Source organism: Candidatus Zixiibacteriota bacterium (genome assembly GCA_016933955.1).
GTDB lineage: Bacteria > Zixibacteria > MSB-5A5 > GN15 > PGXB01 > JAFGTT01.
On record JAFGTT010000015.1, the window covers coordinates 133,095 to 157,240 of the forward strand.

Sequence of the window (24,146 nt, forward strand, 5' to 3'; positions counted from 1 at the left end):
ACAAAACCGGGCGTCAGTTTTCTTCTTCATCATTATCTGGTTGGATTATATCTTCGGCCAGTGATAAAGCCACCCCCGAAAGCATGACTTCAACACCCAGGTTGGTGAAATCGCTGGAAATTAATTCCCGATCAAGCCCTGCATAAAGCGAACACGAAGCTCCCTTCTCGACCACCAGACCGGAAAGCCGGTTTTTTGTCTCGGTAATAAAGGTCACCTCGCCCAGTTCTTCGGAAACAACGAAACCCGAGCAGTTGTGAAGTTGCAGATGCGAGTTGCCGGTGTAAACAACGACCAGCATCCCGCGTGCCCTGCCCAGCAATGTCTCCGGGTAAATTTCCAGAACCAGGACACGCTTCTCAGCGCCGTTGGAGATTTTAAGGCGGTAATGATCGGTCTGCCGGGTTATCTTTTCCGGTTCCAGTACCGCGCTGATTTTATTTAGATCCTCTTCGGAGAATTTAGCCATGCCTTATTTTTCCGATTTATCGTTCTTTTTATCGGATTCATCCACGCTTGATTTGATCTCCTCCTGGGTGTCCTTAACCGCCTTCTTGAATTCCCGGATTCCCTTGCCCAAACCCTGAGCTATCTCCGGAAGTCTTTTGGCACCGAATAACAGCAGGACAACCAGCAGGATAATAAGCATCTCCTGCCAGCCCAATCCAAACATTTTGCCATACTCCTCGGGTATACTTTCTTATATATACCACCATCTAAAGTAAATTATAACCAATAATACGCCCAGGACCGACACAAAGTTTATTTTAAACATCAGGCCGATAGTAAAAGACAACGAATACAATTGAACCCGGGCGGTCTCGAAACCAATATTGACCGATTTGGTAAAAAGCATTTTGGCCGCCCCGGGCGGCAAAAATGAGCCGATCAATTCACCTACGAAACCTCCGAGAATGGCACCCAGAAGAAGCGCAACAACGATAAACGTAAGTTCACGCGTTTTCAAACTTCATCTTCTCCTTAAAATATTTTTTCACCGAATTGAATATATACAACCCGTCGGCTGATCCCAGAATCATTTCGACCGCTCGTTCCGGGTGCGGCATCATTCCGACTACATTGCCCTCCCGGTTGGTGATCCCGGCGATATTCTCCATCGACCCGTTGGGATTACTCGTTTTGGTCAGATTCCCTTCCGGATCGCAATATCGGAAAAGAATTTGATTGTTTTTTTGCAATTTCTCCAAGTCTCCCTTAAAATTATAATAATTGCCATCCTTGTGGGCAATCGGGATTTTAAGAACTTGATTGAGTCGGCAATCTCCCGTAAAAGGATTATCAATCCGTTCTACCCGGATATAGACATATTTGCATGAAAATCTCAGGTGATCATTCCTCATCAAAGCCCCCGGCAGTAATCCCGATTCAACCAGGACCTGGAAACCGTTGCAGATTCCGATTACCAATCCCCCGTTTTCCGCAAAATTTATCACCGTTTTCATAATCGGCGAAAACCGGGCTATAGCCCCGGAGCGCAGGTAATCGCCATATGAAAATCCCCCAGGCAGGATAATGGCATCACAGCCATTAAGATCGGTTGATTGATGCCAGAGAAATTCCACTTCCTCGCCGATCAGTTTCACCGCTGAATAAGCATCATAATCGCAATTCGATCCCGGAAATGTCACCACCCCGAATTTCATTTCACTCGTACTCCACCCGGAAATTTTCAATCACCGGGTTGGCCAGAAGTTTTCTGCATATTTCTTCTACCCTGGCTTCTATCCGGCCATCACTCTCCGAGATTTCCAGTTCGAAAAATCGTCCGGATTTCACGGAATTAATCATGTCGTAGCCCATATTGGCAATGGCCCGCTGAATTGTCACCCCTTGGGGGTCAAGAACACCATCTTTTAGCCTGACATAGACTACTGCCTTTTTACTCTTCATCATCTTCTCCGTCATCATCCCGGTCACCGCCTTGACGCTTTTTTACGTAGCCAACGCCAAGATAGAATAACCGGTAAGCCTCTCTGATAAGACCAATAATAATATATGCGGCAAAGATAGGAAACAATAAAACACGCGGCCGGGCCAGAGCCGCAATAACTGCAATAATTATAAAAATAAGCTTAATCCTGTTTTTACGGGAATTAAACCGATCCGGCATGGCATCATATTCAATCTGCGACACCATCAGGGCCGAAAAGAGAAGCATCATACTCACCAGATACTGGCTGTATTCGACCTGCCCGAACACTTCATAGCAGAAAATGACATAAGAAACCAGAGCCAATGCTGCACCGGGAGATGGTAGCCCGAGAAATTTTTTCTTCTCCTCCGTCTGAGCCAGGAGGTTAAAACGAGCCAGTCGGTAACTTACGGCCATTATAAAAACCACCCCAATCACCCAACCTGATTTGCCCATAGCGTTGAGTTTGACGACATACATAATCACGGCCGGGGCAATCCCGAATGAAAGAAAATCGGCCAGGGAATCTAGTTCGATACCGAAATTCGAGGTGGAACCTGACAACCTGGCAATTTTTCCATCAAGACCGTCCAGAAATGCCGCCAGAATAATCCACCAGCAGGCTGTCGTGATCTCACCCTCGAAGGCATGTAATATGGCAAGAAAGCCGCATACCACATTTCCCATGGTAAATGTGCCCGGCACAATTCCTTTAAACTGGCTAACCTGCATCTTTAAATATAACCCCTAATTCTTTGTATAACGGCCTATTATAGTCTCGCCAGCCAACACATTATCGTCCGCCGACACCAGCACTTCAACATCCTCCGGAAGAAAAATCTCCGCTCTCGATCCGAAATGAATCATTCCATATATATCCCCGGCTATGACTTCCTGATCGGCAACGGCGGTACATGATATTCGCCGAGCCATAATTCCCGCAATCTGTTTGAAAATCAACCGGCCCCCATTGAAGACAAGCCCGATTTCGTTATGCTCATTTTCCTCGGAGGCTTTATCGAGAAAAGCCCGGAAAAATTTCCCCGGAACATACTTAACATATTCCACCCGGCCGGAAACAGGTATCCGGTTAATATGAACATTAATAGGTGACATGAAAATCGAGACTTTTTTTCCGGCACCCCCGATATATTCGTTTTCAATATCCTCAACCGATAGAATCCGGCCATCGGCCGTGGCCAGAATGAGATTGGAGTCTTCGGGAATATCTCGCGGCGGATTTCTATAAAAAAAGGTCAGAAAAACGGTTAACAGCGCCAGGCAGACCGAAATAATAAAAAGACTGACCGAATCCTTCCAGTTTGCCCAAAGAATTGCTGTCAGGGTTAGAAAAAAGCCCGCCACGATAAATTTAATGCCATATGAAGCAATCATTTACCAAAGACCCGCCGGAATATTTTATCGACATTTTTAAAATAATATGAAATATCGAAACATTCACCGATTTCTTCGACCGAAAGATATTTCGATATTTCTTTGTCATGGCTGACCAACTCGTCGAATTTCCCGTTTTCTGCCGCCGCTATCATGGCATGGCGTTGAACTAACCGATAAGCCTGGTCACGGTTACCGACAGCTTCGGTCAGTTTAAGTAACAGCCTCTGGGAAAAGACAATCCCGCCGTTGCGATAAATATTTTCAAGCATCCGGCCTTTATTGATAACCAAACGGCTGAGAATATCATTCAATAATTTAAGACCATAATCAGCCAGAATAGTAGCATCGGGAATAATGACCCGTTCGGCGGAACTGTGGGCAATATCGCGTTCATGCCAGAGTGGAATATTTTCCATGCCCGTCACGGCATATCCCCGTATCAGTCTCGCGATTCCGGACAGCCGTTCAGCAGTGATTGGATTCTTCTTATGCGGCATAGCCGAGGAGCCCTTCTGCCCTTTGGCAAAACCCTCCTGGATTTCGCCGATTTCGGTCCGGTGAAGATTGCGGATTTCCGTGCCGATTTTTTCGACACTGCTCATAAGAATGGCCAGGGCAGTGATATATTCCGCATGACGGTCCCGCTGAATTACCTGGGTCGAGACCTTGTCCACCTCAAGTTTCAACAGCTTACAGACCTTTGCCTCGATTGCGGGATCAATATTGGCAAAATTGCCGACCGCGCCCGAAATCGCCCCGACCGACATACGATCAGCCGCAGTCCTGAATCGCTCTCTTGCCCGCTCCAGTTCCGTGAACCAGACAGCAAACTTGAGCCCCAATGTTGTTGGTTCGGCCGCCACGCCATGAGTCCGGCCGATAATCGGAGTCATTTTGTATTTTAAGGCCAGTTTCTTAATTCTGCTGATAGCCTCGCCCAGCTTTTTATCGATTATACCTGCCGCCTTCTTCATTTGAAGTGACAGGGCCGTGTCCAGCATATCCGATGATGTCATCCCGAAATGAATATATCTGGCGTCGGGCCCGACGAATTCCGCAACAGAACTTAAAAAGGCAATAACATCGTGGTTGGTCTCCGCCTCGATTTCATTGATCCGTTTTATGTTGAAATTGGCCTTCTTGACTATGTTGTCAAGAGCCTTCCGGGGAACCATCTTCATATCCGCCATGGCGCGGCAGACAGCTATCTCGACTTCGAGCCAGTGACGGAATTTCGACTCCTCCGACCAGAGATGACCCATTTCAGGCAGCGTATAACGCGCAATCATCCTTTGTTTACCTTCTCCCAATCCTTGAGGAATTTGGCCAGACCGATATCGGTCAGGGGATGTTTCATCAATTGATCGATGACTTTAAATGGGATCGTGGCAACATCAGCACCCATCAGGGCGGCCTCGACCACATGGACCGGATTCCTTATCGATGCCACCAGGACCTCGGTATCAAAACCATAGTTGCCGTATATGGCAACAATCTGGTCGATCAAGTCCATCCCGGGCTGGTGGATATCATCGAGCCGACCCACGAACGGGGATACGAACGTGGCCCCGGCCTTGGCCACCAGAAGCGCCTGCAATGGCGAAAAACAAAGGGTGGCATTGGTCATAATACCCTTTTCAGTCAGTTTTTTTATAGCCACCAGACCTTCGCGGGTGGAGGGGATCTTGATCGTAATATTTTTGGCAATTGAGCTCAACTCATCGGCTTCCCGAAGCATCCCAACGGCATCGGTGGCCACCACTTCGGCCGAGACCGGGCCTTCCACCACCCGGCAAATTTCGGTCAGGAGCTCACGATAGGGCATATTTTCCTTGGCAAGCAAAGATGGGTTGGTGGTCACCCCATCCAGAATTCCCATATCGTTGGCCTGCCTGATTTCATCCAGATTGGCCGTATCAATAAAAATCTTCATTAAAAACACCTCAAAAAGTTAATAACCCACCGCCGTCAGGTACAATCCGCGCGCCGGGGCAACTGCTTTTACTCTTCTATGGTCACAGGATTGCAAAATATCCCGAAAGTCATTTAATGTCAAGTAATCCTTCTCCTTCCCGGCTTCCACCATCGACCCGACTAACGATCGGACCATGGTATGCAGAAAACGGTTGGCCCGAATCTCAAAAATCAACTGAGAGCCATTTTCTTTCCAGCCGCTGGAAATAACCTCGCAATCGTTATTTTCCTTCAAAGAAGAAACCACACAAAAAGCCGAAAAATCATGCCGCCCGATAATTTCGGCCGCAATGGCATTCATCCGCTCAATATCCAGCGGATACAGATATTCCCAGCGAAGTTGACGATAAAGCGCCGATTTTTCAAGTCCAATAAGGTAGCGGTATTCCCGCCAGCGGGCGGATTTCCTGGCATGAAACGACAAGTCAACTTCACTGGCTGACGTAATCAAAATGGATTCAGGGAGATAAAAGTTTAACGCTTGCCGGTATTTTTCCGGAGGCAGATAATGATCAATTATGAAACTGGCCACCTGGCCCAGGGCGTGGACACCGGCATCGGTTCTTCCCGCCGCCACCAGGTTGACTTTAAGTCCGGTAACCTTTCTAATGGCCGCCTCGATTTCAGCCTGGATGGTCACCGCGTTTTTCTGAACTTGCCAGCCTGAATAATCGGTTCCGTTGTACTGAATTTCAAGTCGAATATTTTTCTCCGCCATATTTTTCAGATCCTCGTCAGAATAAACAGGGCTGTAACCGCCATGGTACCTGTCACCAGAAAAACAATATCCGCCGCCCGCCATTTGAATTGCATATAAGAACTACGAGCCTGACCGCTGACATAACCGCGTGCTTCAATAGCTATAGCAAGATCGTCTGCCCGTCGAATGGCCGACTGGAATACCGGAATAAGCAGATAAACCATTTTACGGGCTCGATTAATTAACCCTCCGGCAAAATCTACCCCTCGGACCTGTTGCGCCTTTTTGATAGTGTCGAATTCTTCGGCCAGCACCGGAATAAAACGCATGGCAATAAATATAATCAAACCGATATCTTCGGCCGGCACTCCGATCCTTCTTAGCGGTTTCAGCCACCCAACCATGGCTTGAGCCAGATCGGCCGGCATGGTGGTCAGGGAGATGAAAAAGGCCACTCCCACAAAAACCAGCACCCGCAGGGAAAACGAAAGAGCCAGATTTATTCCTCCCTCGGTCAATCGAAATCCCCAGATCGTAAACCACGTGTCGGTATTACGGGCCGAAAATAACAAATGGTATATGGCCGTCACAGCCACCAGGATTATAAACGGACGGATATTCCGGGCGATCATAGCCGGTGATATATCAGAGATCAATAAAAGAATAATCAGGCCGGCTATCAAACAAACATAAAAAAGCGCCGATGAGGTGAAAACCGATATCACCATAAGAAAAACGGCTAACCACAACTTTCCTCGCGGATCGAGCCGATGCCCCCATGACTCCGACGGATGATATTGTCCGATTAAATAGCGACTGCTCATATGACTTTCCCTGTTAGAATGTTGAATCTAACCGGTTATGACCTCCCTGTCAAATGATACTTTAAATAGAAAAGCCGCCCCGATATCGGGCGGCCCCTTAAGATACTTCCGTTGAAATATATGGTTTTATTTGAGAAGCATCATTTTTTTCGTTTCAGCGTCATTCCCGTGATTCAGGCGATAGAAATATATGCCGCTGGCCGCCTGAAAACCGTTGTTATCGGCGCCGTCCCATTCTACCTGATAATTGCCCGGACGCTGGGGCTGATCGACCAGGGTTCTGACTTCCTGCCCCAGAAGATTAAATATGGTCAAGACGGTGTTGGACATCTGATGGCTATCGCTCTGCCGGATAGTGTAACTGATAGTGGTGGTCGGATTGAACGGATTGGGATAATTCTGGCCCAATTCAAAATTCCGCGGTAATAAAACATCATCTTCATTGTCGTTTAAGGCCGTAGTGAAATCTCCAAAGAAATTAAGAATGCCCGCCAGGACGGTATCGCGACCATCGAACTTGGAGGAATTATTATCGATTCCCTCATAACCCCAGTCAAAGAAAACCACCTTGTACGAACCGGCAAAACTCAACGAGGTGTAACCATCGGTATAATAGCGATAATGAAATACCGGTACCGCTCCATTAACCGGCTCGATTTTTTCGGCCCAGGTATAGATCTGGTTGGCATCGCTGTAATATCTTATCTGCAGTCCGTTGCCAATCGGTGACCCATCGACACCATCCTGGAAAGGAGAAAAGAGATCGGAAACATATCGGGCGTGCAGATAATTTTCGAGGAAAGCCGAATCCTCGGCATGAAGTTCACCGGCTAAACCCTGCCCGGTCAGAAACAGTTTGCCCTGGTTATCGAGATACTGCCGGATGGCATTTATATCGTTGGTTTGCAGAAGATCAAGAGACGTATCTCCGGTGAACCAGAAAACCATTTCATAATCATTTAAGACAACGGCCGGCGGCGTCCCCGAAGTGGCCTTATGCCAGATATCGGCCGGGATCAGACGACGGTACAGATCGCCGACATAAAGAGTATCATAACTCGATCCCCGGTCATCATCGACAATCAGGATCTGCGCTTTGCCGACCTGTTGCTCGATATTGAAATCGAAATTTCCGCCATCGCTTTCGATATGAACATAAAAGGAATCGAAGGTTGGCGTCAACGTATCCGGAATTTCCATAATAATCGGTGCCGTACTGCTGGTGACGTAACCGTCGCCAAGAAAATATGCCAGATCGACCGAAGGAGTGCTGAATATTATTCCGGGATCATTGGAAGTCATGGAGACCGTAACATCCCCGGCTGTCAACCAGTAATTCTTTATCTGGAAATGAAACTCCACCATCTCTCCCGGTTCAAGCAAACCGTTGAGATTCTCATCTGAAAAATCGTAAGTGTACAACTCCAGATTCGGCCTTGACCATTCAATATCAAGATTGGCCGTCATCAGTGAATCCGAGTCGGAGATATCCCAGACCGCCACTTCGGTGATGACATTTCCATAACCCCGGCTGCTCGGAACCGTCAGATCATCAAACGACCTTTTGGCTGTTGAGCCGGGCCAGGGATCGCCCGGATCCCCCTCGTTATTGGCCGCATATTCCAGTTGATACTGCCCGTCGGCCTGTTCCACCGCCACATGGTAACGGTTGACATTAGTATTATTAAAAGTAGCATTGTCATCGACATGATAAATCAGCAACCCCTCCCCAATTAATAAGGAATCAAATCCCGTTTTCTGCCGATTCTCAACCAGGAAGTACTCCGGTCCATAAACACCATTCTTCCAGAGCCGATATACCACCGGATTATTTTCTGCCTGTGGAATCTCAACATCGGTTAAATTGGAGTAAACTTCAATCGGATCGACAAAACCAAGGAAAGTCTTGCACCAGGCATCGAAATGCGATGGAATCCGACCGGCCCCCTTATAAACTCCTGTTCCCATAACCGACCAGAGACCGACCCCGGCTGAGGTCGATGGATCATAATCGATATCGTATAAATCCGGTAAGCCCAGCACATGACCAAACTCATGACAGAATACCCCGATCGGAGAAAGTGAGGCACTGCTGTAATATTCTTCCGGCTGGATGGTGTATTCATTTATATAAATGCCATCCTTGTAAGTGGCGTAGGAACCAAGATCCCATTTATGTGAAGCCATATCATTGAGATTCCCGGTTAATTCCATTCCCGGACCGGCGTGAACGATTGCCAGACCGTCAATTTCACCATCCGGCATACCGGAAGGACCATAAGTATCGAACAGGGAAAAGTCGATACCGACCGAATCAGCCACATTGATGGCATCATAGGCCAGCCCGCGAGAATTGGTCGGGAAAATACTCCCTATCCCCCCCTGCCCATCCACATAATAGAAATACGGGCGCGGCATTCTCAACCAGCCATAAACCTGCCCCTTGATAAGCATTTTACCATAAGAATTTTCAAGATAGTACTCGGTCATCGAACCGGTCGGATTGAGTCTTCCGGTGGAAAATAGAATCGAATCGAACTCGGCCACGGTTCCGGCCACATCGCCGGCGGTGTAAGCGCTATCGGCGAAATCCACCAGCAGGACCATGATAGTCAGGGTATCGACATCATCACTCGAGGTAGCCATACGTCTGGGCCGGTCAATTTCCCCGGCGCTATTAAGGCCAAGCGTCTTGGCATCCCGGAGAATCGTAATGTAATCCTGCAAAAGACCGTCTATTTCGAGTTTCTCACGCGCCTCCGGAGTAATCTGAACCGCGTGAACTTCTACCCCGATCATGACAGCAAGCATGATCACCAGGGTCGATATTCCAATTTTAACGACTGTACTCATTATTCATATCCCGCGAGTAATTATAATTTTAATTTTTGGATCTGAGTCCATCTATTTTATCAGCATCATTTTTTTGGTTTCAACGCTGGAACCGCATCTTAAGCGATAGAAATAAATCCCCGAACCGACTTCCTCTCCCCCGGAATTGCGCCCGTCCCAGGTAATTTCATGGTACCCGGTCGTAACCACACCGTCGTACAGCGTCCGGACTTTTTGCCCCAGTGTATTGAAGATGGTCAATTCGACCTTTGAGGTTCGGTTCAATTCAAAGGCAATGGTCGTTGTGGGATTAAACGGATTGGGATAATTCTGATCCAGAACAAAACTGGCCGGCAATATTCCCTGTGATTCCTGAACCTCGGTGAATCCTGTATAACGGTCAATGGCCCGATTGACTGAAGACACCAGTTCATCCATACCGCGCGCGGCCAGCATCGCCAGGGCGACTTCCACCGAATCGCCCGAAGCCAGATTAAAAGGTCCGAAAGACACAATCGTCATAAAATCAGCGTCAGCAGTATCATCGATTAGAATTCCTTCAGAAGAAATATAGGCGAATTTGGTCTGTCTATCCAGTCCGATTTTGCCGCCGTCGTTTTTCATGGATAAGATGCCGTTATATTTCGTCAGCGGAAGCAAACCCGTATAAAGGCCATCGCCCGTCTGGTAAACCATATCGCTTCCGGTATCGAAACCGACCCGGTCACCGCTGTCATCAAGATCGAAATCGGCCAGGAAACCGAAATAGACATTGTTCATGGCCGTAAGGGTATTATTCACCAGGTAATATTTAATAATGATGAAATTATCATTGCCCGAATCATTATAACTCGACATCGACTGCGAAATCGATACCGGCAAGGGAAGATCGGATTCGGTATCAACCATCCGGCAATAACTCCGGAAACCGCCGTCAATATCGGGATAACTGGTTGCCAATTCCTGGAGCGGCGAGAAATCCGATTCATAGGCATAAGCCTGGGTGTCGCGCACCGATGATGATAACTGCACCGCGCTCCGTCCGACAATTATACCGGCTTCATAGAGTAGGTTTTCGGACTGATCCAGCGTAAAACCGCTTTCCCCGGCCGGGAATATCGATCCCGTTCCATAACCGATCTGGCCGATATCGGACACCGTCGCCTCGAGCCTGGGTGTCACATGAGTAACCATATTTCCCGCCGGTTCATGGCCGACTGTTATTTCCAGAGCCAGAGTATCGATTTCCTCACTGTATGGAAAGGTTATGAGCAACTTAAAAGGAATTTTCTGACCGTTGAAAAAGGCGTCGGCGAAATTTATCTCAAACGGCGTCAGGTTCACCGCCGAAGTGTTTTTCTGCTGAAAGACGAACAGGGTCCGGTTGTTGATTATTTCAACCCCTTCTTCAAAACAAACCAGTTCCGCCTGAACCGAATCGATCTCCCCGGAAGGAATCTCGAGACGCATATATAAATCGAAGGTCTCGCCGGGATCGGCAATCTTATCGCCCCCGATATAATGGGCGCTGATATAGATATCCGGGGCCGGAGGCGAGGGAAGATACTGAAGCGCCAGATCGGCATCGGGCAGACCATGACCGTACATATTGTCTTCCCCGGTTGCCCCCAGGTCATGGCATGATTCCAGAATGGCATTTTTTATTTCGGACACGGTAACATCGGGGTTGTACTGACGGAACAGGGCCACCATCCCGGCGATCAACGGCGCCGCCATCGACGTTCCGCTTTTCAAAACATAACTGCTGTTTTTGGTCGAGGAATAAATCGAAACGCCCGGGGCCACAACCTCCGGCTTGATCTGAGTGGTATCACAACTCGATGGTCCGCGGCTGGAAAAACTGGCGATGGTGTTGGTGGTATGATCGATAGCCCCCACCGCAAAAGAATTTAGCAGGGAGCTGGCCCTGTTAGCCGGAATCCGAAGTGACATCGCATCCGGACCTTCATTACCGGCCGCAAAAATGGTTACGATCCCGGCCGCCTCAACATTATCAATCACCTGGTAGAAAGTCTGGTCGCAGGGCTGCATAAGTGAGGTCGGAATCCCCCAGCTATTCAAAATCACGTCCGGCATATCATCGATGGTAGCCGAATTGCCGTCCGGATCCATAGCCCACTGAAAGGCCAATAGAATATCCTCGATAGTGCGGCTCAGAGTCTGTCCCTGATCGATAACGGCCGCCGTAATCCATTCCGCTCCCGGCGCGACCCCGAAACTGTCGATTCTGGTACTGCCCACCATCAGTCCCATGGTATGCGTCCCGTGGCCGGTCTTATCGAAGGGTATGGTATCGGTCGAATTGGGAGCAAAGAAAGCCGCCTCACTTCCGGTCGTCCATCCCCGCCATTTACTGCTCAGGGCCGGGTGCGTCCCTTCCACCCCGGTATCAAAACTACACACCAGCCGTCCTTTGCCCGTAATGCCCTTCTGCCACACTGCTGGAATATTAAGGGCGGTCAGATGGCTGTAAACGGTGGCCATCTTGGCCGTCATCGAAACCGGAGTTTCATCAACCGGTTCGATGAGTTCAGCCTGACCGTTTTCAATAATCGATGCAATCCCGCTGATTGCGGCAATTCGGTCGAGTTTTGAAACAGGGATCTCGAAAACAAGAGCCGGTGCAACCCAATAACTGCGAATATTCGCCACGGGATAAATTCCCAGAATTTCGTTTTTTATATTCTGAGTCGCCGCCGGATTGGCCGCTTTAAGATTCTCAATAACATTAAAATGCCGTTCTTTCAGAGTCATTCCCGGCATAGTCGAAGTCCTGGCGGCATAATCGCGACCCGCATCATCATCGACAAAGATAATAATAGAGATAAGAGAATCGTCCTCGATCGGATTAATAAGAATATCGTTCAGTGAAGGCGACAATTCAGCCGCCTGAAGCAATCCTGCTGAAATCAGAATCAGACCGATATTGGTCAAAATCCATGATATTTTTGCAGATAAGCGATTCATCTCAGTCTCCTCAAATAAAACCAAAACCTTATCGCGCAACCGGCGTGCCGGAAGAAAAATCAAAAGAATAATGATATGTTACCGCTGGAAAATTCACACATCAAGCCCTGACGATACACTATCTCATTGCCCGGCCATGACTTACGTTTCTTCCTAAAAACGGGCGAAATATGCACAGCAGGATCATTCGATTTCCTGGGATTTGCATATCGGTGAGATGATATGCAAGTGAGAACTTCCTTGCAGATTAATCTCTTTGTTGTCTTGAAACTGATTGTTGATTATTTTGGGGATATGAAACGGCTTGCGGGACTTCTTAAAAAACATCCCATAATACTCATCCTGATATTGGCCGGATTGATTCGACTGATTTTTCTGATGGAATACTATAACAGCCCGGAATGGAATCAACTGGTAGTTGATTCGCTTTTCCATCATCGCTGGGCCATTTCGATTGCTTTCGGCAATATTATCGGAGATCAGGTTTTTTTCCGGGCGCCTTTTTACATTTACATCCTGGGGCTAATCTATGCCATCGCCGGACCATCGCTTCTGGCCGCAAGGATTTTCGGTCACTTGGTCGGCCTTATCTCTGTCTTTCTGACATACCTGATCGGCCGCAGGCTTTTCAATCGCCCGGTCGGTTTGATGGCCGCACTGATCCATGCCCTCTATCCGATCGCCATCTTTTTTGAAAGCGAGCTTTTGGTCGATAACTTGTTCACCTTATTCTTCGAGCTGTCAATCCTGATCCTTATCAGTAGTCCGAAAAATAAAAAATATCATCACTATGTTTTTCTTGGTTTAATTCTCGGATTCGCCGCCATCACGCGACCCCTCATTCTTGGCCTGATTCCTCTTTACCTGATCTGGATTATCCTCGACAGCAAAAATATCAGGTCGGTATTGCTCGGAATTGCCATTACATTTTTATTGATGATTGTTGTTATAGCCCCGATCACCATCAGGAATAAGATTGTCGGCAATGATTTCGTGTTGATATCTTCCTCGGGGGGAATTAATTTCTATATCGGCAACAATGCTTCCTCCGATGGCTTGACCGCTTCCCTGCCGCCCCCATACGGCAACAGCTGGCAGATCAGCGATATTAATTATCTGGCCGAAAAGGAGACAGGCCGGTCACTTAAGCCCTCCGGGGTTTCGGCATTCTGGACCTCAAAGGCTATTGACTGGATTACTCATAACAAAATAGACTTTATTAAATTGTACGCCAAAAAACTCTATTATTGCATGAATGATTTCGAGGTCTCGAACAACAAAAATATAAGTGCTTTTTTCGATGGTTTCCTGATTTTAAGAATAATTCCGTTAAATTACGGCTTTATCCTGAGTCTGGCGGCGGCCGGGATAATTTTCCTGTTTGCTCTTGGCGGGATTATGCCACAAATAAAAATGGTTTTCCTCCTTATCGTCGGGTATTTTTTGTTAATATCATTGTTCTTCATAAATGCCCGTTTCCGCCTGCCGGTCATTCCATTAATAATAATCTTTGGCGGGGTTGGCCTTGAATCGATATTCGCATCAATAAAACATCGGTCCAATTTAAAATATCCCGCCATTGCCGTGACAGCGGCAATTATTGCATTCACCCTTTCCCAAACCAATTTCTATCGCATGCGTCATGACAGCCGCGCCGGGGGGGCTTTCAGCAAAGGCAATTATTATCTCGCATTGGGCGATATGGAGCGGGCTGTTGATTACTATCGCATGACACTCAGTGATGATCCTCGTTATCCCGATGCCAATCTCAATCTCGGAGCGGCCTTTCTTAAAACAGGCCGGGGTGACTCCGCTGAGTTTTATCTCCGACGGGAACTGGAGCTTGAGCCCGGCAATGCCCGTGCCTTTGCCGATCTGGCCTCGCTATATTTCACCCGGCATGATTACGATAATGCCGGCAGGATGGCCGAGCGAGCCATTTCACTGAAACCATATTTCGATGATCCATACTTGATTTTGCTTCGTCTCAGCGCGGTTGTAAACGATACTTTGCTCTTCAATCGTACTCTGGAGCGAATTAATCGAATTCCCGAATCTCATACCGAGGTAGATCTCGAAGCCGGCCTTGTCCTGAGCCAGTGGAAAGATTTTGATCGAGCCATTGATTATCTCAATCATGTCATGGAAACCGGCGAACCAGCTATTGAAACCGATGATCGCGCTTTCGGATATTCTCCCGATGGCAACAGGACAATATTGAAACTCAAAGCCCGGGCGGCCTATCAGTTGGGATATATCTATGGACTTCAAAACCGTCTGGATTTATCTCTTGAAAAAAGCCGTCTGGCCATCGCCCTCGATTCCAATCTGGCCGAGGCCTATATCAATTTATATAATGCCTTCCTGATGACCGGACGCCGCGATCAGGCCCTTGATATTATCCATATCGCCCGGAATAAATTCCCCGACAACGAAATCATTCGGGCGATTATCAACCAACAGCCATAAAAAAGGCCGGGGACATTGATAATCCCCGGCCGGTTTTGAATCCTGAATCAATTAATCATCAGATCCGACATTATCCAGCATACTTCCAAGCAAACCCTGCTTCTTGAGTTCATGCATCTCGTCGGTAAGTCTCCTGAATCCCTCCACATCAACCCTGGCCGCTCCCGGAGCAATTTTGCCAGTCTGGATAAACGGCTGAACGGCCAGCCAATCCATAATGGTACTGAAGGCTTCCTGAGCTGAATCGGGATCAATCGGCAGAAGAGAGAACGAAAAATGTGACGTCCGGAAAAGACCTGTATTATATCTAACCGCAACTACCGTTCCATTGAATTTAGCTTCATGTCCAAACCTGACATCGGGTATTCCGCACTTTTCAATAAGACGCGGTGTCGAATCGAGATATTTCGATTGATAGAGATAAAGTGGGTCGGCGTACAGATTCCGTTCCACAAAACCAACTTCCGGCAGAGCACCGAGTATAATACTGCTATCTTCAGGACAATAATAATCATATTGGAGGTAACCAAACCCCGGCATCCAGAGGTATCTATTTACCAGTAGAATCGTATCAATCGGCAAATATGGTAAACCGTCTCCAGCTGTTGTCAATGGAATTGCACCGACAAAATCTTCGATCCGGCGACGGTCATCATTACTAAAATTTACTTGCCCCTGCCAGCCAGTATGCCACATCCTCTGGATTCCGAAATAGGCCTGGTATATCGCCGGAACCTCCTGATATAAACCACCTGAGGTTGTATCATAAAAAAAATCCATAAAGGGAGCGCGAATCATCGAAAGACAACTCATCCCGGCATTAAGACCATCCATAATCGATAGCATCACATGGCTATTCATTTGCAGTGATCCACCCGAATTATCTTTAATAAGAATAACAATCTTGTGTTTAAGAATATCTCTAAGGAGTACGGGGGGGAAACCTTTATCTTCGCATCTGGTCAACTTCGCTATTGGATAGTAATCCTGAGTAACTCCATACTTTTCCAATAATTCAGTACATGTGCCTCCATCATCCAGTTCATACACGGCATCCGGTAGAAGGGAATCCGAATTAAAAGCATCATAACCGGCCCAGTCATCGATCATTGCCCCAAAAACATCCCGGACTACCGGTTTGGTGGTATCAGCATACCAGGTGGCTCCAGATTTCACCTTTTGCGGGAAAACTGGCCAGTTCCAGAAACCTGATGTATTTGATTTATATGCACTTGCATCAATAATTATGACATCCCGCTCGAATTTGGGATTGATAACCGAAACCCATTTATAGGCCGGAACCGGATCGGGAACCTTCGAATCATCTCGCGATTGACACCAGATCAAAAAGTTATACTGCTCGGTAGTATCCGACACCGGCGCATCACGATAAACATCAAATATCTGCGCCGACTGGTCGGACACCCACGGTTCCCCGGTCAGAGGATCATAGGACTCCTCAATCAATTTATCCAAATCGTATTCCGCAATAGTGTCCAGATAAAGAAAATCATTCCACTCGCCATACGGATTGCCGCGACCCAGGGTGTCCACCAGAATCTCATTGTAGGTGGTATCAATGGTGGTATCGGGTGGATCCCCGGCAATGGTCGTGTCAATCTTGCTGATTACCCGGTAATAATCACCAAGATAATAAAAATCACCGTAAATATCGGTAAACACCGGCAAAATAGCCACCGAATCGATCAAATCCATCTCCGCATCCGTAAACGGCCCGTAGAATTTCCACTGGAACTCAAAAGGCGGTGCATTACGAGGATAATCGATTTCATCCGAACCGCTCCAGGATATGGTTACACCCTGCAATACCCCTGATGTTGTCGTGGCATTAACATAAGGATCACTAATGTTTCTCGAAGAAATCGACGTGTTGGGAAAATGATTGTTCTTGAAAAACATCCGCATATTGTCCGAATTGAACACCGACTTGGCGCCCAGATTGTCAATGGCCTGAACAAATACATACGAGGCCACATACTTCCTGACCGGGTCGGATACATCCGCCGACATTTTAACCTCATCATTGGTCTGAGGATCGTTCACGTCAACATCCAGAACAATCCAGTCAATCGATGATTCCGCCGCCGTCTCGATATACGTCAGCGGGTCATCACCCACGACCACGCTCTCGACAACAGCATAACGGAATTGGACAATGAAACCATCGACATCGGTCCCATACCAGTAAAGCGGAGTATCCGCCGAAAACTTCGCCCCGGCCGCCGGAATATTGACGAACTTGACTTCCGGGAGCATATTGAATCGTTCCGGTCCTTTAATCTCGCGATCGCACCCGCTTCCGATAATCACCGATACCGACAGCAACAAGGCGGACATTATGACCAGCATCCGCTTCATATATTTCCTCCATCTTTTTCATGTTTGGTAACAGCCATATTAAAACGCAAATCCTATCGAAAAGCGGTGGATTTGATTCAAATATCCAAAATCCTGATAGGCATAATCAACCGAGATATCGGTTTCCTCGCCAATGGGAATCCAGATCCCTCCGCCGGCCGTGAATCCATCCGAATCGTAATTGAACCTCTCACCCAGCCTCAGACTGATATAGTCCTGAAAGCGATACTCCAGTCCGACATTATACTTTTCAAGATTATCGGATGGATGACCACCTTCGGCCGCAAAAGTAACCAGGTGATTGTCATTGTCGAGAACATTGATCGAGGCCCCGAATTTGAAGTTGATCGGAAGAGGAAAATCCTCCTGGATATGCTTCATATCCGGGCCGAAATTGGAAATCATCATTCCAATCTTAAAATCCCGATAGCCGGAATTGTAGCAGGTTCCGACATCGGCCGCCCAGCCTGAAGCTTTACTTGTTTCCAGGTTTTCCTGTAAATATTTCACCGTAAATCCGATCGAAAACTTATCGGTTAAAAAACGTCCGTAACTGACACCCACGGCCACATCGCCGGCCGAGAAGTACTGCTTATTCCCGCTCTGATCAATCCCCTGCGGGTACGGATAATCCGTCCGGAGGATATCCCCTGTTCCCAGCGCATACACCCCAATTCCTATTACCCCGCCCAATCTTTCCGAGGGCATGGCCAAAGCCGCGAATTCATAGTTGATTCCGGCCGGTAAATCTATGTGGGTTAGCATCACTTCCGAACCGTAAACATACGTTAACCCGGCCGGATTATAATAGACGGCCGAGGCATCGGTAACACCGGCGGTAAAGGCCTCCGCCATACCCATGGCCCGGGCCGAAACACCCAGTTCCAGGAAGTTGACGCCGGTCGTTCCGACCTTGGCCTGGGAAAAAACCAGGGTCGGCAATAGAAACATCACAGCTCCTATCAGACAGCATATTTTGTATTTATTTAATCTCATCCGCACCGTCTCCTCTATCTGCTATAAAGTCCCGTATTTACAAACTGACCTGGAGACCGACTTTTACTTGACGGCCATACTGCCAGTAATATGGGTTACGATCATACTCGGTGCCGCCAAGAACATTGGTGCCGTCATTCTGGCCCGTATCGGCACGACCGGTTGCGGTATTAACCGTGGCCACGTTTTTGTTGTCGAGCAGGTTGTCAACCCAGACAATAAATCTCCAATTTAAGCTGACGAGTTTAAAGTACTTCTCAAAACGAACATCAAAGTTTAAAACTGATCCCATCCGTAATGAATTTTCCGCGATATCGACACCCGCATCCACGGTCATACCCGGATATTCCTTCGAAGGAGTAAAGGGCTTGCCGGTGTGGAATTTACCCTGTACCGCAAAAGTCCATCCATTGGGGATCCGGATCCCGAACATTTTTGGTTTCATGGTTTCAGGGATAACCAGCTGGATTCCGCAGTTGAATTGATGTCGGATGTCATCGTCAAGCGGCTTCTCCGATAGCGGTTCGCGATTCAGATAAAACTCATCGAAATAGTCGGTTCGGCTTTGCGATTGCTTTCCATAGGCAAAGGCATAGGTATAATTCACTTCACCATTAATCAGGCGCCCCCCGCGTTTTTCGATGGTAACCTCGAACCCGCGGCTGCGGCCATAATCCCGATTCTGATATTGTTGAATCTGGAGAGCACCACCGCCCAGCTTAACCAGGGAGCTGTTGATCTTGTCGAATTCATCCTTGAAGTAACCGGAAATATCGATCGAATAATCCTCCGACATGGCGTATTTAACCCCGAAGGAATATTGAATCGTCTTTTCATAATCAAGATTGTAATTCCCGACCACATCGTTGGCGGAAGCCGCCGTGGTATTACGGTCATACATATATGAATAACTGGGCAACTGATAAAAATGGCCATAATTGAAATGAATCTTGGCCTTATCCGAAATAGGGTATGAGAACCCGATTCGCGGCGACAATTTATTTCTGTCACCCAGAATAATGCCGCTGCTAAGATCATCATTACGAGCCACTTCTTCCAGACCGCCGGTCTGAATAAAGTAATCGTAACGGAAACCAAGACTGGCAATCATAGAACCATATTCCAGATTATCCCTGGCATAAAACGTTCCGCCAAGCGGCGAATAATTATAAAAATCACGGAGTTCGCCGATTGTCGGATAAGGACCGCCATCCGGACGCCCGGTGTAGGGCTGTTCGAGAGAACGGATATCCTGTTTGAGAAGATATTCCTGCTTCAATTCCGCGCCGATTTTGATTTCATGGTTGCCGAGTTGGCGATACACACGTCCCTCGACAACATACTGCTGAATCCTGTGATGGTGCCAGACGGTTTCGTCGGCAAAACTACCGACATCTAGAAAAGTCGAAGTTCCGCCGTAATCGTAGACACCGTTGCCGTTTAAATCCGTGAATTTTTCACCTGGATCGTACTTGTAATTCGGTGGATCATAAACACCATTGCCATTCCGGTCTTCATACGGAATTCCAGGGGACCAGGTTTCATCAGGAGAGGTATAACCGGAGCTTCGATCGAGATCCTGGTTGTCCTCCGGATCGGCCGACAAGATGAAAATATCAATATCCTTATCATAACGGCCGTTATTGTTCACATCGGTAAACGGCTCACCTAAACTGACATCACCGTCTTCGTACGGTTCCGCATTATGTTCATTGATATTATCCATCCGATCCTTATCAAGCTTACCGTTTCCATTGGTATCGTAGAGATAATCTCCTTTATCCCACTGACCGTTTCCATTCAGATCAATATAGGGCTCACCTTCCATATTATCGCCGAAGGAACCATCGTTGAATCGAAAATCGGCCACATAAGTATTGCCCGTTTGGATATCCACATAAAGCGGATTGTTTTCGTCGGTATACTGCGGGCCGGCCAAATCGGATCCATACAGAGTTGAATCCTCGAACATATTGATCAGCGGTTCCGGCTCATCATAAACGCCGTTACCGTTCAAATCGTCATATCTCTCGAATTCACTGTACTGCAGAAAATCATCGGGATCCAGTCCCTGCCCCGGATTATTGGGATCGCCGGGACGGCTCCAGACATCGCGATTGTAATAGGAAGCCTTCAAATAATAATGCATGTTGGGCGAAAGCTGATGAGTCAATTCCATGGCATAAGTCTGCCATTTCGTTTCAACAACATCGGCCGTATTGGGCGTATATCGAAATGCCCAGCTAAAATCAGTATATCGTAAAACCGATGATTTGTAGGAAAAGATCATTTTCAGATTCGGCAATGGCTTCATCAGAATATTGGCATTGATATTGTAATCATTCTGCTGACGCTCCGGAATCCGAATTCCCAGCAGATTGAAATAGTCATACCTCAACGGCTGAGTCGGACTGGCGTATTCATCATAACTCCAGGGCGTTCCGGTCTTGGTTACCTCGGCAAACAGGAAGTAAGTAACCTCCTTGTCCTCAAGAAAATGTAAACCGAGGGCAGGCATGATGCGCTTGCTTAAAATCGGGTCCGGACCGCTCAATGTACAATAAATATTATCATAATTCTCGGAGTATTCATTGAGGGTACTGTTACCGAAATCGTCGGTTATGTACTGAACACTCATATTGGTCTTTTCGGCCGACCCGGTCTGCGTGGAAATTTTGACGATACCGGAAAGCGCATTACCATATTCGGGATCGAAACCGTCCTTGATAATGGTGATTTCCTGGATCGAGCCGGAGGTCAGGGAAAGACCAAGGCTCATGGTACCGACACCACCCAGCGGATCGTTGATGGTTACACCGTCGAGGATGTATGAAACCTCGCCGACACGACCGCCGCGGATAATGATTTCGCCTTCGTTGGTAGTGACCACGCCGGCTGTCTGTTGCAACAATTGGTCGACATTCTGCACCGGCAGGGTTTTGATTTCCTCTTTACTCATCTTGAAAGTACTGGAGACTTCATGCTTGTCGATAATGTCACGGTCCGCCCTGACCTTAACGACAATCCCGAGGTCTTCAAGGGCGCTCCGCATCTCGACATTTTGATCGGTGGTCAGGTCGGTACTGACGATAACGCCTTCGACCTCGACTGCACCATATGAAATCGATGTCACTTTTAATATATACTCACCGGGGGGAACCAGTGCAATCATATACTTACCATCGGGATCCGTCATGGCACCCTGGTTGGTTCCCATAATCATCACTGATGCCCCAAGAATCGGTTCACCGGTATCTTTATCGGTGACAACGCCCTTGATTTTGCCGGTGGACCCGGCAAAGGCCAGAGACGATAGTATTAACAGCCCGGCAAACACCGTGATAATAAACAGCGCTCTTCTGGGCATTCCCATCATTACCCATTCCTCCTTATATCCTTGTTTAACTTATTTCCCAACCACATTAACATATATCTAAATAAGTGAATTTAAGCCCTTGACCCGCGGCATCTTGTGAGGACCTAAAGGCGGCCGCTTCTTTAGCGTTATAAAGTTTCCGCACACCTCCCTTTAAAACTCAAAAACTCTTACAAGCGTATAACATAGCCAGAAAACGAGGTCCAAGTCAAGTGATTTTTTGTCTTTTTCCCTCGACAAAAATGTTTCCCGGCGGATACATTTAAAAGACTTAAAAACAATCCATTCCGTTTAAAAATTTAACGCTTTTTCAGGCATTTTTCCTTAAAGCCGGCAGTCCCCCGAGCGATTTTTCCCCGGATTTCTTTCGAAATGACTTCAATTCTGAAATTTATCCCGAATTTTTCCGAAAATGATTGCCCGAACAGGCCTTCAATCTGCCCAATCGTATATATTTTCCCCCCATTGGATTCAGATACTTCGTCACCATCAACTGCCTGACCGATAGCATCACAGCGACTGATGCCATTGAGTTTGATTGAACCCTGCTGTATTAAGGCCAATCCGATCCTCCTCTGAGCGCCGCCGGCAATTTTCGATCCATCGGATATAATTTCATATCTTGAAACCGAATCAAAGCACGATTTCTTCCGGGCGCGAGTAGTTTCCATAAAAGCTCGCTCCGAGGATTTCGCAAAAATGGCCTTAAGCCCAATAACTGCAAGCATATCTGAGATCGCTTCGGAAATTTGCCGCGCGGTCCGAGAAAGCGTTCGCATTGGCGGCGGGAAAATCCCAAGATCCAATAATACCGTATAAGTCAGTTCCGATGGATCATGGTAAATGGCCCGTCCACCGGTAATCCGGCGAATGACGGGAATTCTGTTGTCAAGCAGGGTAAAATCAACCGCTTTCTCGAGATTTTGATTGTAACCGATGGTCACGGCCGCTGTATCCCAGCTGTAAAGGCGGAGAACGGCCCGGGGCGATCGGGAATCTGTCTTTAAACGGTCAAACAGCCATTCATCGAACATCATATTAAAATAGGGGTTTTCGAGAGGAGTAATATAATAACAACCATCCGGCATAACATCTTATCCATTATAAAATCGGCCCCGAATATAAGGCATTTGGCTGGAAAAACAAGAGCCGCGGCGCTTTTGCCAATTTGAAAAGGAATGTTTTTTATTGCATTACGCGGCCATCTGGAATATCATTTTTAAATGCAGGAAAAGATAATCACGCCAACCAGAAAACTGGCCATATCCATTATTATCATGCTGATACTGATAGTCGGGGGAACCATGGGATTCGCGACTATCGAAAATATGTCGATCATGAATTCACTGTATATGACTGTTATCACCATTTCGACAGTCGGGTTTGGTGAGGTGCAAACCCTTCATCCCGGCGGAAGAATGTTCGTTATCATGTTGATAGTCTTCAGTATTGTTGCCGGAACCATCGCCGCCTCGGCCATCGGTCAGTTTATTGTCGAGGGGGAGATCCGACAAATCATGGGGAGAAGGATAATGAGGACCAAAATACAAAAGCTTTCCGATCATTATATTATTGCCGGGTTTGGACGGGTCGGCCGCCATGTGACCGAAGCCTACCTGAGGCGCCAGGTTTCTTTTATTGTCATCGAGCGCGATAATGCCGCCTTAAATCAACTTGATGCCGAGGGAATACTCTATGTGGAGGGTCAGGCAACCGAGGATGAGACCCTTCGAACCGCAGGCGTGGAAAAAGCCAGGGTTCTGGTATCTACTCTGCCCGATGAAGCCGACAATGTATACCTGGCCTTAACCGCCCGGCATCTCAATCCTAATCTTCATATAATTTGCCGGGCCGATAATCCCGAAGGCGAAAAAAAACTCAAAATAGCCGGGGCCAATTACGTGGTCAGCCCCCATGTCATGGGCGGAATGCGGATGGCTATGGCCTCTCTGCGCCCTAATGTGGTCGATTTTATGCAGATGACCGCTCTGGGCAAATCCGGTCTTGGTATCGAAGAAGTCAAGGTGCCCGAGGGAAGCTGGCTCAACGGTAAATCCCTGATCGACTCACAAGTTAAAGCCAAATACGGAATTACCGTAATAGGCATAAAAAAGAAATCTCTCGATCTGGTTATCAATCCTTCACCCAACGCGATCATGGACTCCGGGGACATTCTTGTCCTGGTCGGTTCCTCGGATGAACTGGAAAACTTTACCGCTGAGATGGGTTGAGACTTGAAATCCGGAAAACGTCTTCGGCAGTTTAATCAAAATAAAA

Annotated in this window: 19 protein-coding genes; 2 read left to right on the top strand and 17 right to left on the bottom strand. The window is 47.5% G+C overall.

The features are described from left to right. Nucleotides 1-13 precede the first annotated feature (13 nt). From JXQ28_05530 to JXQ28_05590, 13 genes are all read right to left on the bottom strand, one after another. A complete protein-coding gene (locus JXQ28_05530; GenBank protein MBN2277189.1) occupies nt 14-469 on the bottom strand; it encodes a hypothetical protein in 456 nt (151 codons plus the stop codon). Between the two features lie 3 nt (nt 470-472). After that, the gene (tatA, locus tag JXQ28_05535) at nt 473-673 is read right to left on the bottom strand and encodes a twin-arginine translocase TatA/TatE family subunit (GenBank protein MBN2277190.1); all 201 of its coding nucleotides are present in this window, start codon (nt 671-673) and stop codon (nt 473-475) included. 27 nt (nt 674-700) lie between these two features. Beyond that, nucleotides 701-967: a DUF4321 domain-containing protein gene (locus JXQ28_05540; GenBank protein MBN2277191.1), complete on the bottom strand. Its 267-nt coding sequence runs from the start codon at nt 965-967 to the stop codon at nt 701-703. Continuing rightward, nucleotides 954-1,664: a phosphoribosylformylglycinamidine synthase subunit PurQ gene (gene purQ, locus JXQ28_05545; GenBank protein ID MBN2277192.1), complete on the bottom strand. Its 711-nt coding sequence runs from the start codon at nt 1,662-1,664 to the stop codon at nt 954-956. The genes JXQ28_05540 and purQ overlap by 14 nt, the downstream gene beginning before the upstream one ends. Nucleotide 1,665: 1 nt before the next feature. Next, nucleotides 1,666-1,911, bottom strand: coding sequence for a phosphoribosylformylglycinamidine synthase subunit PurS (gene purS, locus JXQ28_05550; protein MBN2277193.1), 246 nt, complete (start codon nt 1,909-1,911; stop codon nt 1,666-1,668). Beyond that, nucleotides 1,901-2,620, bottom strand: a complete 720-nt coding sequence (gene pssA / locus JXQ28_05555; protein MBN2277194.1) for a CDP-diacylglycerol--serine O-phosphatidyltransferase — start codon at nt 2,618-2,620, stop codon at nt 1,901-1,903. The genes purS and pssA overlap by 11 nt, the downstream gene beginning before the upstream one ends. Nucleotides 2,621-2,680: 60 nt before the next feature. Continuing rightward, nucleotides 2,681-3,328 carry a phosphatidylserine decarboxylase family protein gene (locus tag JXQ28_05560; GenBank protein MBN2277195.1) on the bottom strand — a complete coding sequence of 216 codons (648 nt, stop codon included), beginning with the start codon at nt 3,326-3,328 and terminating at the stop codon, nt 2,681-2,683. Then, nucleotides 3,325-4,620 (bottom strand): adenylosuccinate lyase, encoded by a 1,296-nt coding sequence (locus JXQ28_05565; protein ID MBN2277196.1) that lies wholly within the window; start codon nt 4,618-4,620, stop codon nt 3,325-3,327. Before JXQ28_05565 ends, JXQ28_05560 begins: the two co-directional genes overlap by 4 nt. Further along, a complete protein-coding gene (gene fsa / locus JXQ28_05570; GenBank protein ID MBN2277197.1) occupies nt 4,617-5,264 on the bottom strand; it encodes a fructose-6-phosphate aldolase in 648 nt (215 codons plus the stop codon). Before fsa ends, JXQ28_05565 begins: the two co-directional genes overlap by 4 nt. A gap of 18 nt (nt 5,265-5,282) precedes the next feature. Further along, complete coding sequence (truA, locus tag JXQ28_05575) at nt 5,283-6,023, bottom strand: tRNA pseudouridine(38-40) synthase TruA (GenBank protein ID MBN2277198.1); 741 nt, start codon at nt 6,021-6,023, stop codon at nt 5,283-5,285. Nucleotides 6,024-6,028: 5 nt separating this feature from the next. Then, entirely contained in the window at nt 6,029-6,829 is an 801-nt protein-coding gene (locus tag JXQ28_05580) for an energy-coupling factor transporter transmembrane protein EcfT (protein MBN2277199.1), read from the bottom strand. 126 nt (nt 6,830-6,955) lie between these two features. Next, nucleotides 6,956-9,682 carry a M6 family metalloprotease domain-containing protein gene (locus JXQ28_05585; GenBank protein ID MBN2277200.1) on the bottom strand — a complete coding sequence of 909 codons (2,727 nt, stop codon included), beginning with the start codon at nt 9,680-9,682 and terminating at the stop codon, nt 6,956-6,958. Nucleotides 9,683-9,733: 51 nt separating this feature from the next. Continuing rightward, the gene (locus JXQ28_05590; protein MBN2277201.1) at nt 9,734-12,649 is read right to left on the bottom strand and encodes a S8 family serine peptidase; all 2,916 of its coding nucleotides are present in this window, start codon (nt 12,647-12,649) and stop codon (nt 9,734-9,736) included. Between the two features lie 222 nt (nt 12,650-12,871). Between JXQ28_05590 and JXQ28_05595 the strand changes: the two genes are divergently transcribed. Continuing rightward, nucleotides 12,872-15,118 (top strand): glycosyltransferase family 39 protein, encoded by a 2,247-nt coding sequence (locus tag JXQ28_05595; GenBank protein ID MBN2277202.1) that lies wholly within the window; start codon nt 12,872-12,874, stop codon nt 15,116-15,118. A 51-nt stretch (nt 15,119-15,169) separates the two neighbouring features. Here the strand turns inward: JXQ28_05595 and JXQ28_05600 are convergent, their stop codons facing one another. The 4 genes from JXQ28_05600 to JXQ28_05615 form a co-directional block, all read right to left on the bottom strand. After that, the gene (locus tag JXQ28_05600; GenBank protein MBN2277203.1) at nt 15,170-17,497 is read right to left on the bottom strand and encodes a hypothetical protein; all 2,328 of its coding nucleotides are present in this window, start codon (nt 17,495-17,497) and stop codon (nt 15,170-15,172) included. Between the two features lie 39 nt (nt 17,498-17,536). Then, nucleotides 17,537-18,493, bottom strand: coding sequence for a PorV/PorQ family protein (locus JXQ28_05605; GenBank protein ID MBN2277204.1), 957 nt, complete (start codon nt 18,491-18,493; stop codon nt 17,537-17,539). A 37-nt stretch (nt 18,494-18,530) separates the two neighbouring features. Then, a complete protein-coding gene (locus tag JXQ28_05610) occupies nt 18,531-21,869 on the bottom strand; it encodes a TonB-dependent receptor (GenBank protein ID MBN2277205.1) in 3,339 nt (1,112 codons plus the stop codon). Nucleotides 21,870-22,168: 299 nt separating this feature from the next. Continuing rightward, complete coding sequence (locus JXQ28_05615) at nt 22,169-22,957, bottom strand: lipoate--protein ligase family protein (protein ID MBN2277206.1); 789 nt, start codon at nt 22,955-22,957, stop codon at nt 22,169-22,171. Nucleotides 22,958-23,092: 135 nt separating this feature from the next. Here JXQ28_05615 and JXQ28_05620 point away from each other — a divergent pair, with 135 nt between their 5' ends. Beyond that, nucleotides 23,093-24,100 (top strand): potassium channel protein, encoded by a 1,008-nt coding sequence (locus JXQ28_05620; GenBank protein ID MBN2277207.1) that lies wholly within the window; start codon nt 23,093-23,095, stop codon nt 24,098-24,100. Nucleotides 24,101-24,146: the final 46 nt, after the last annotated feature.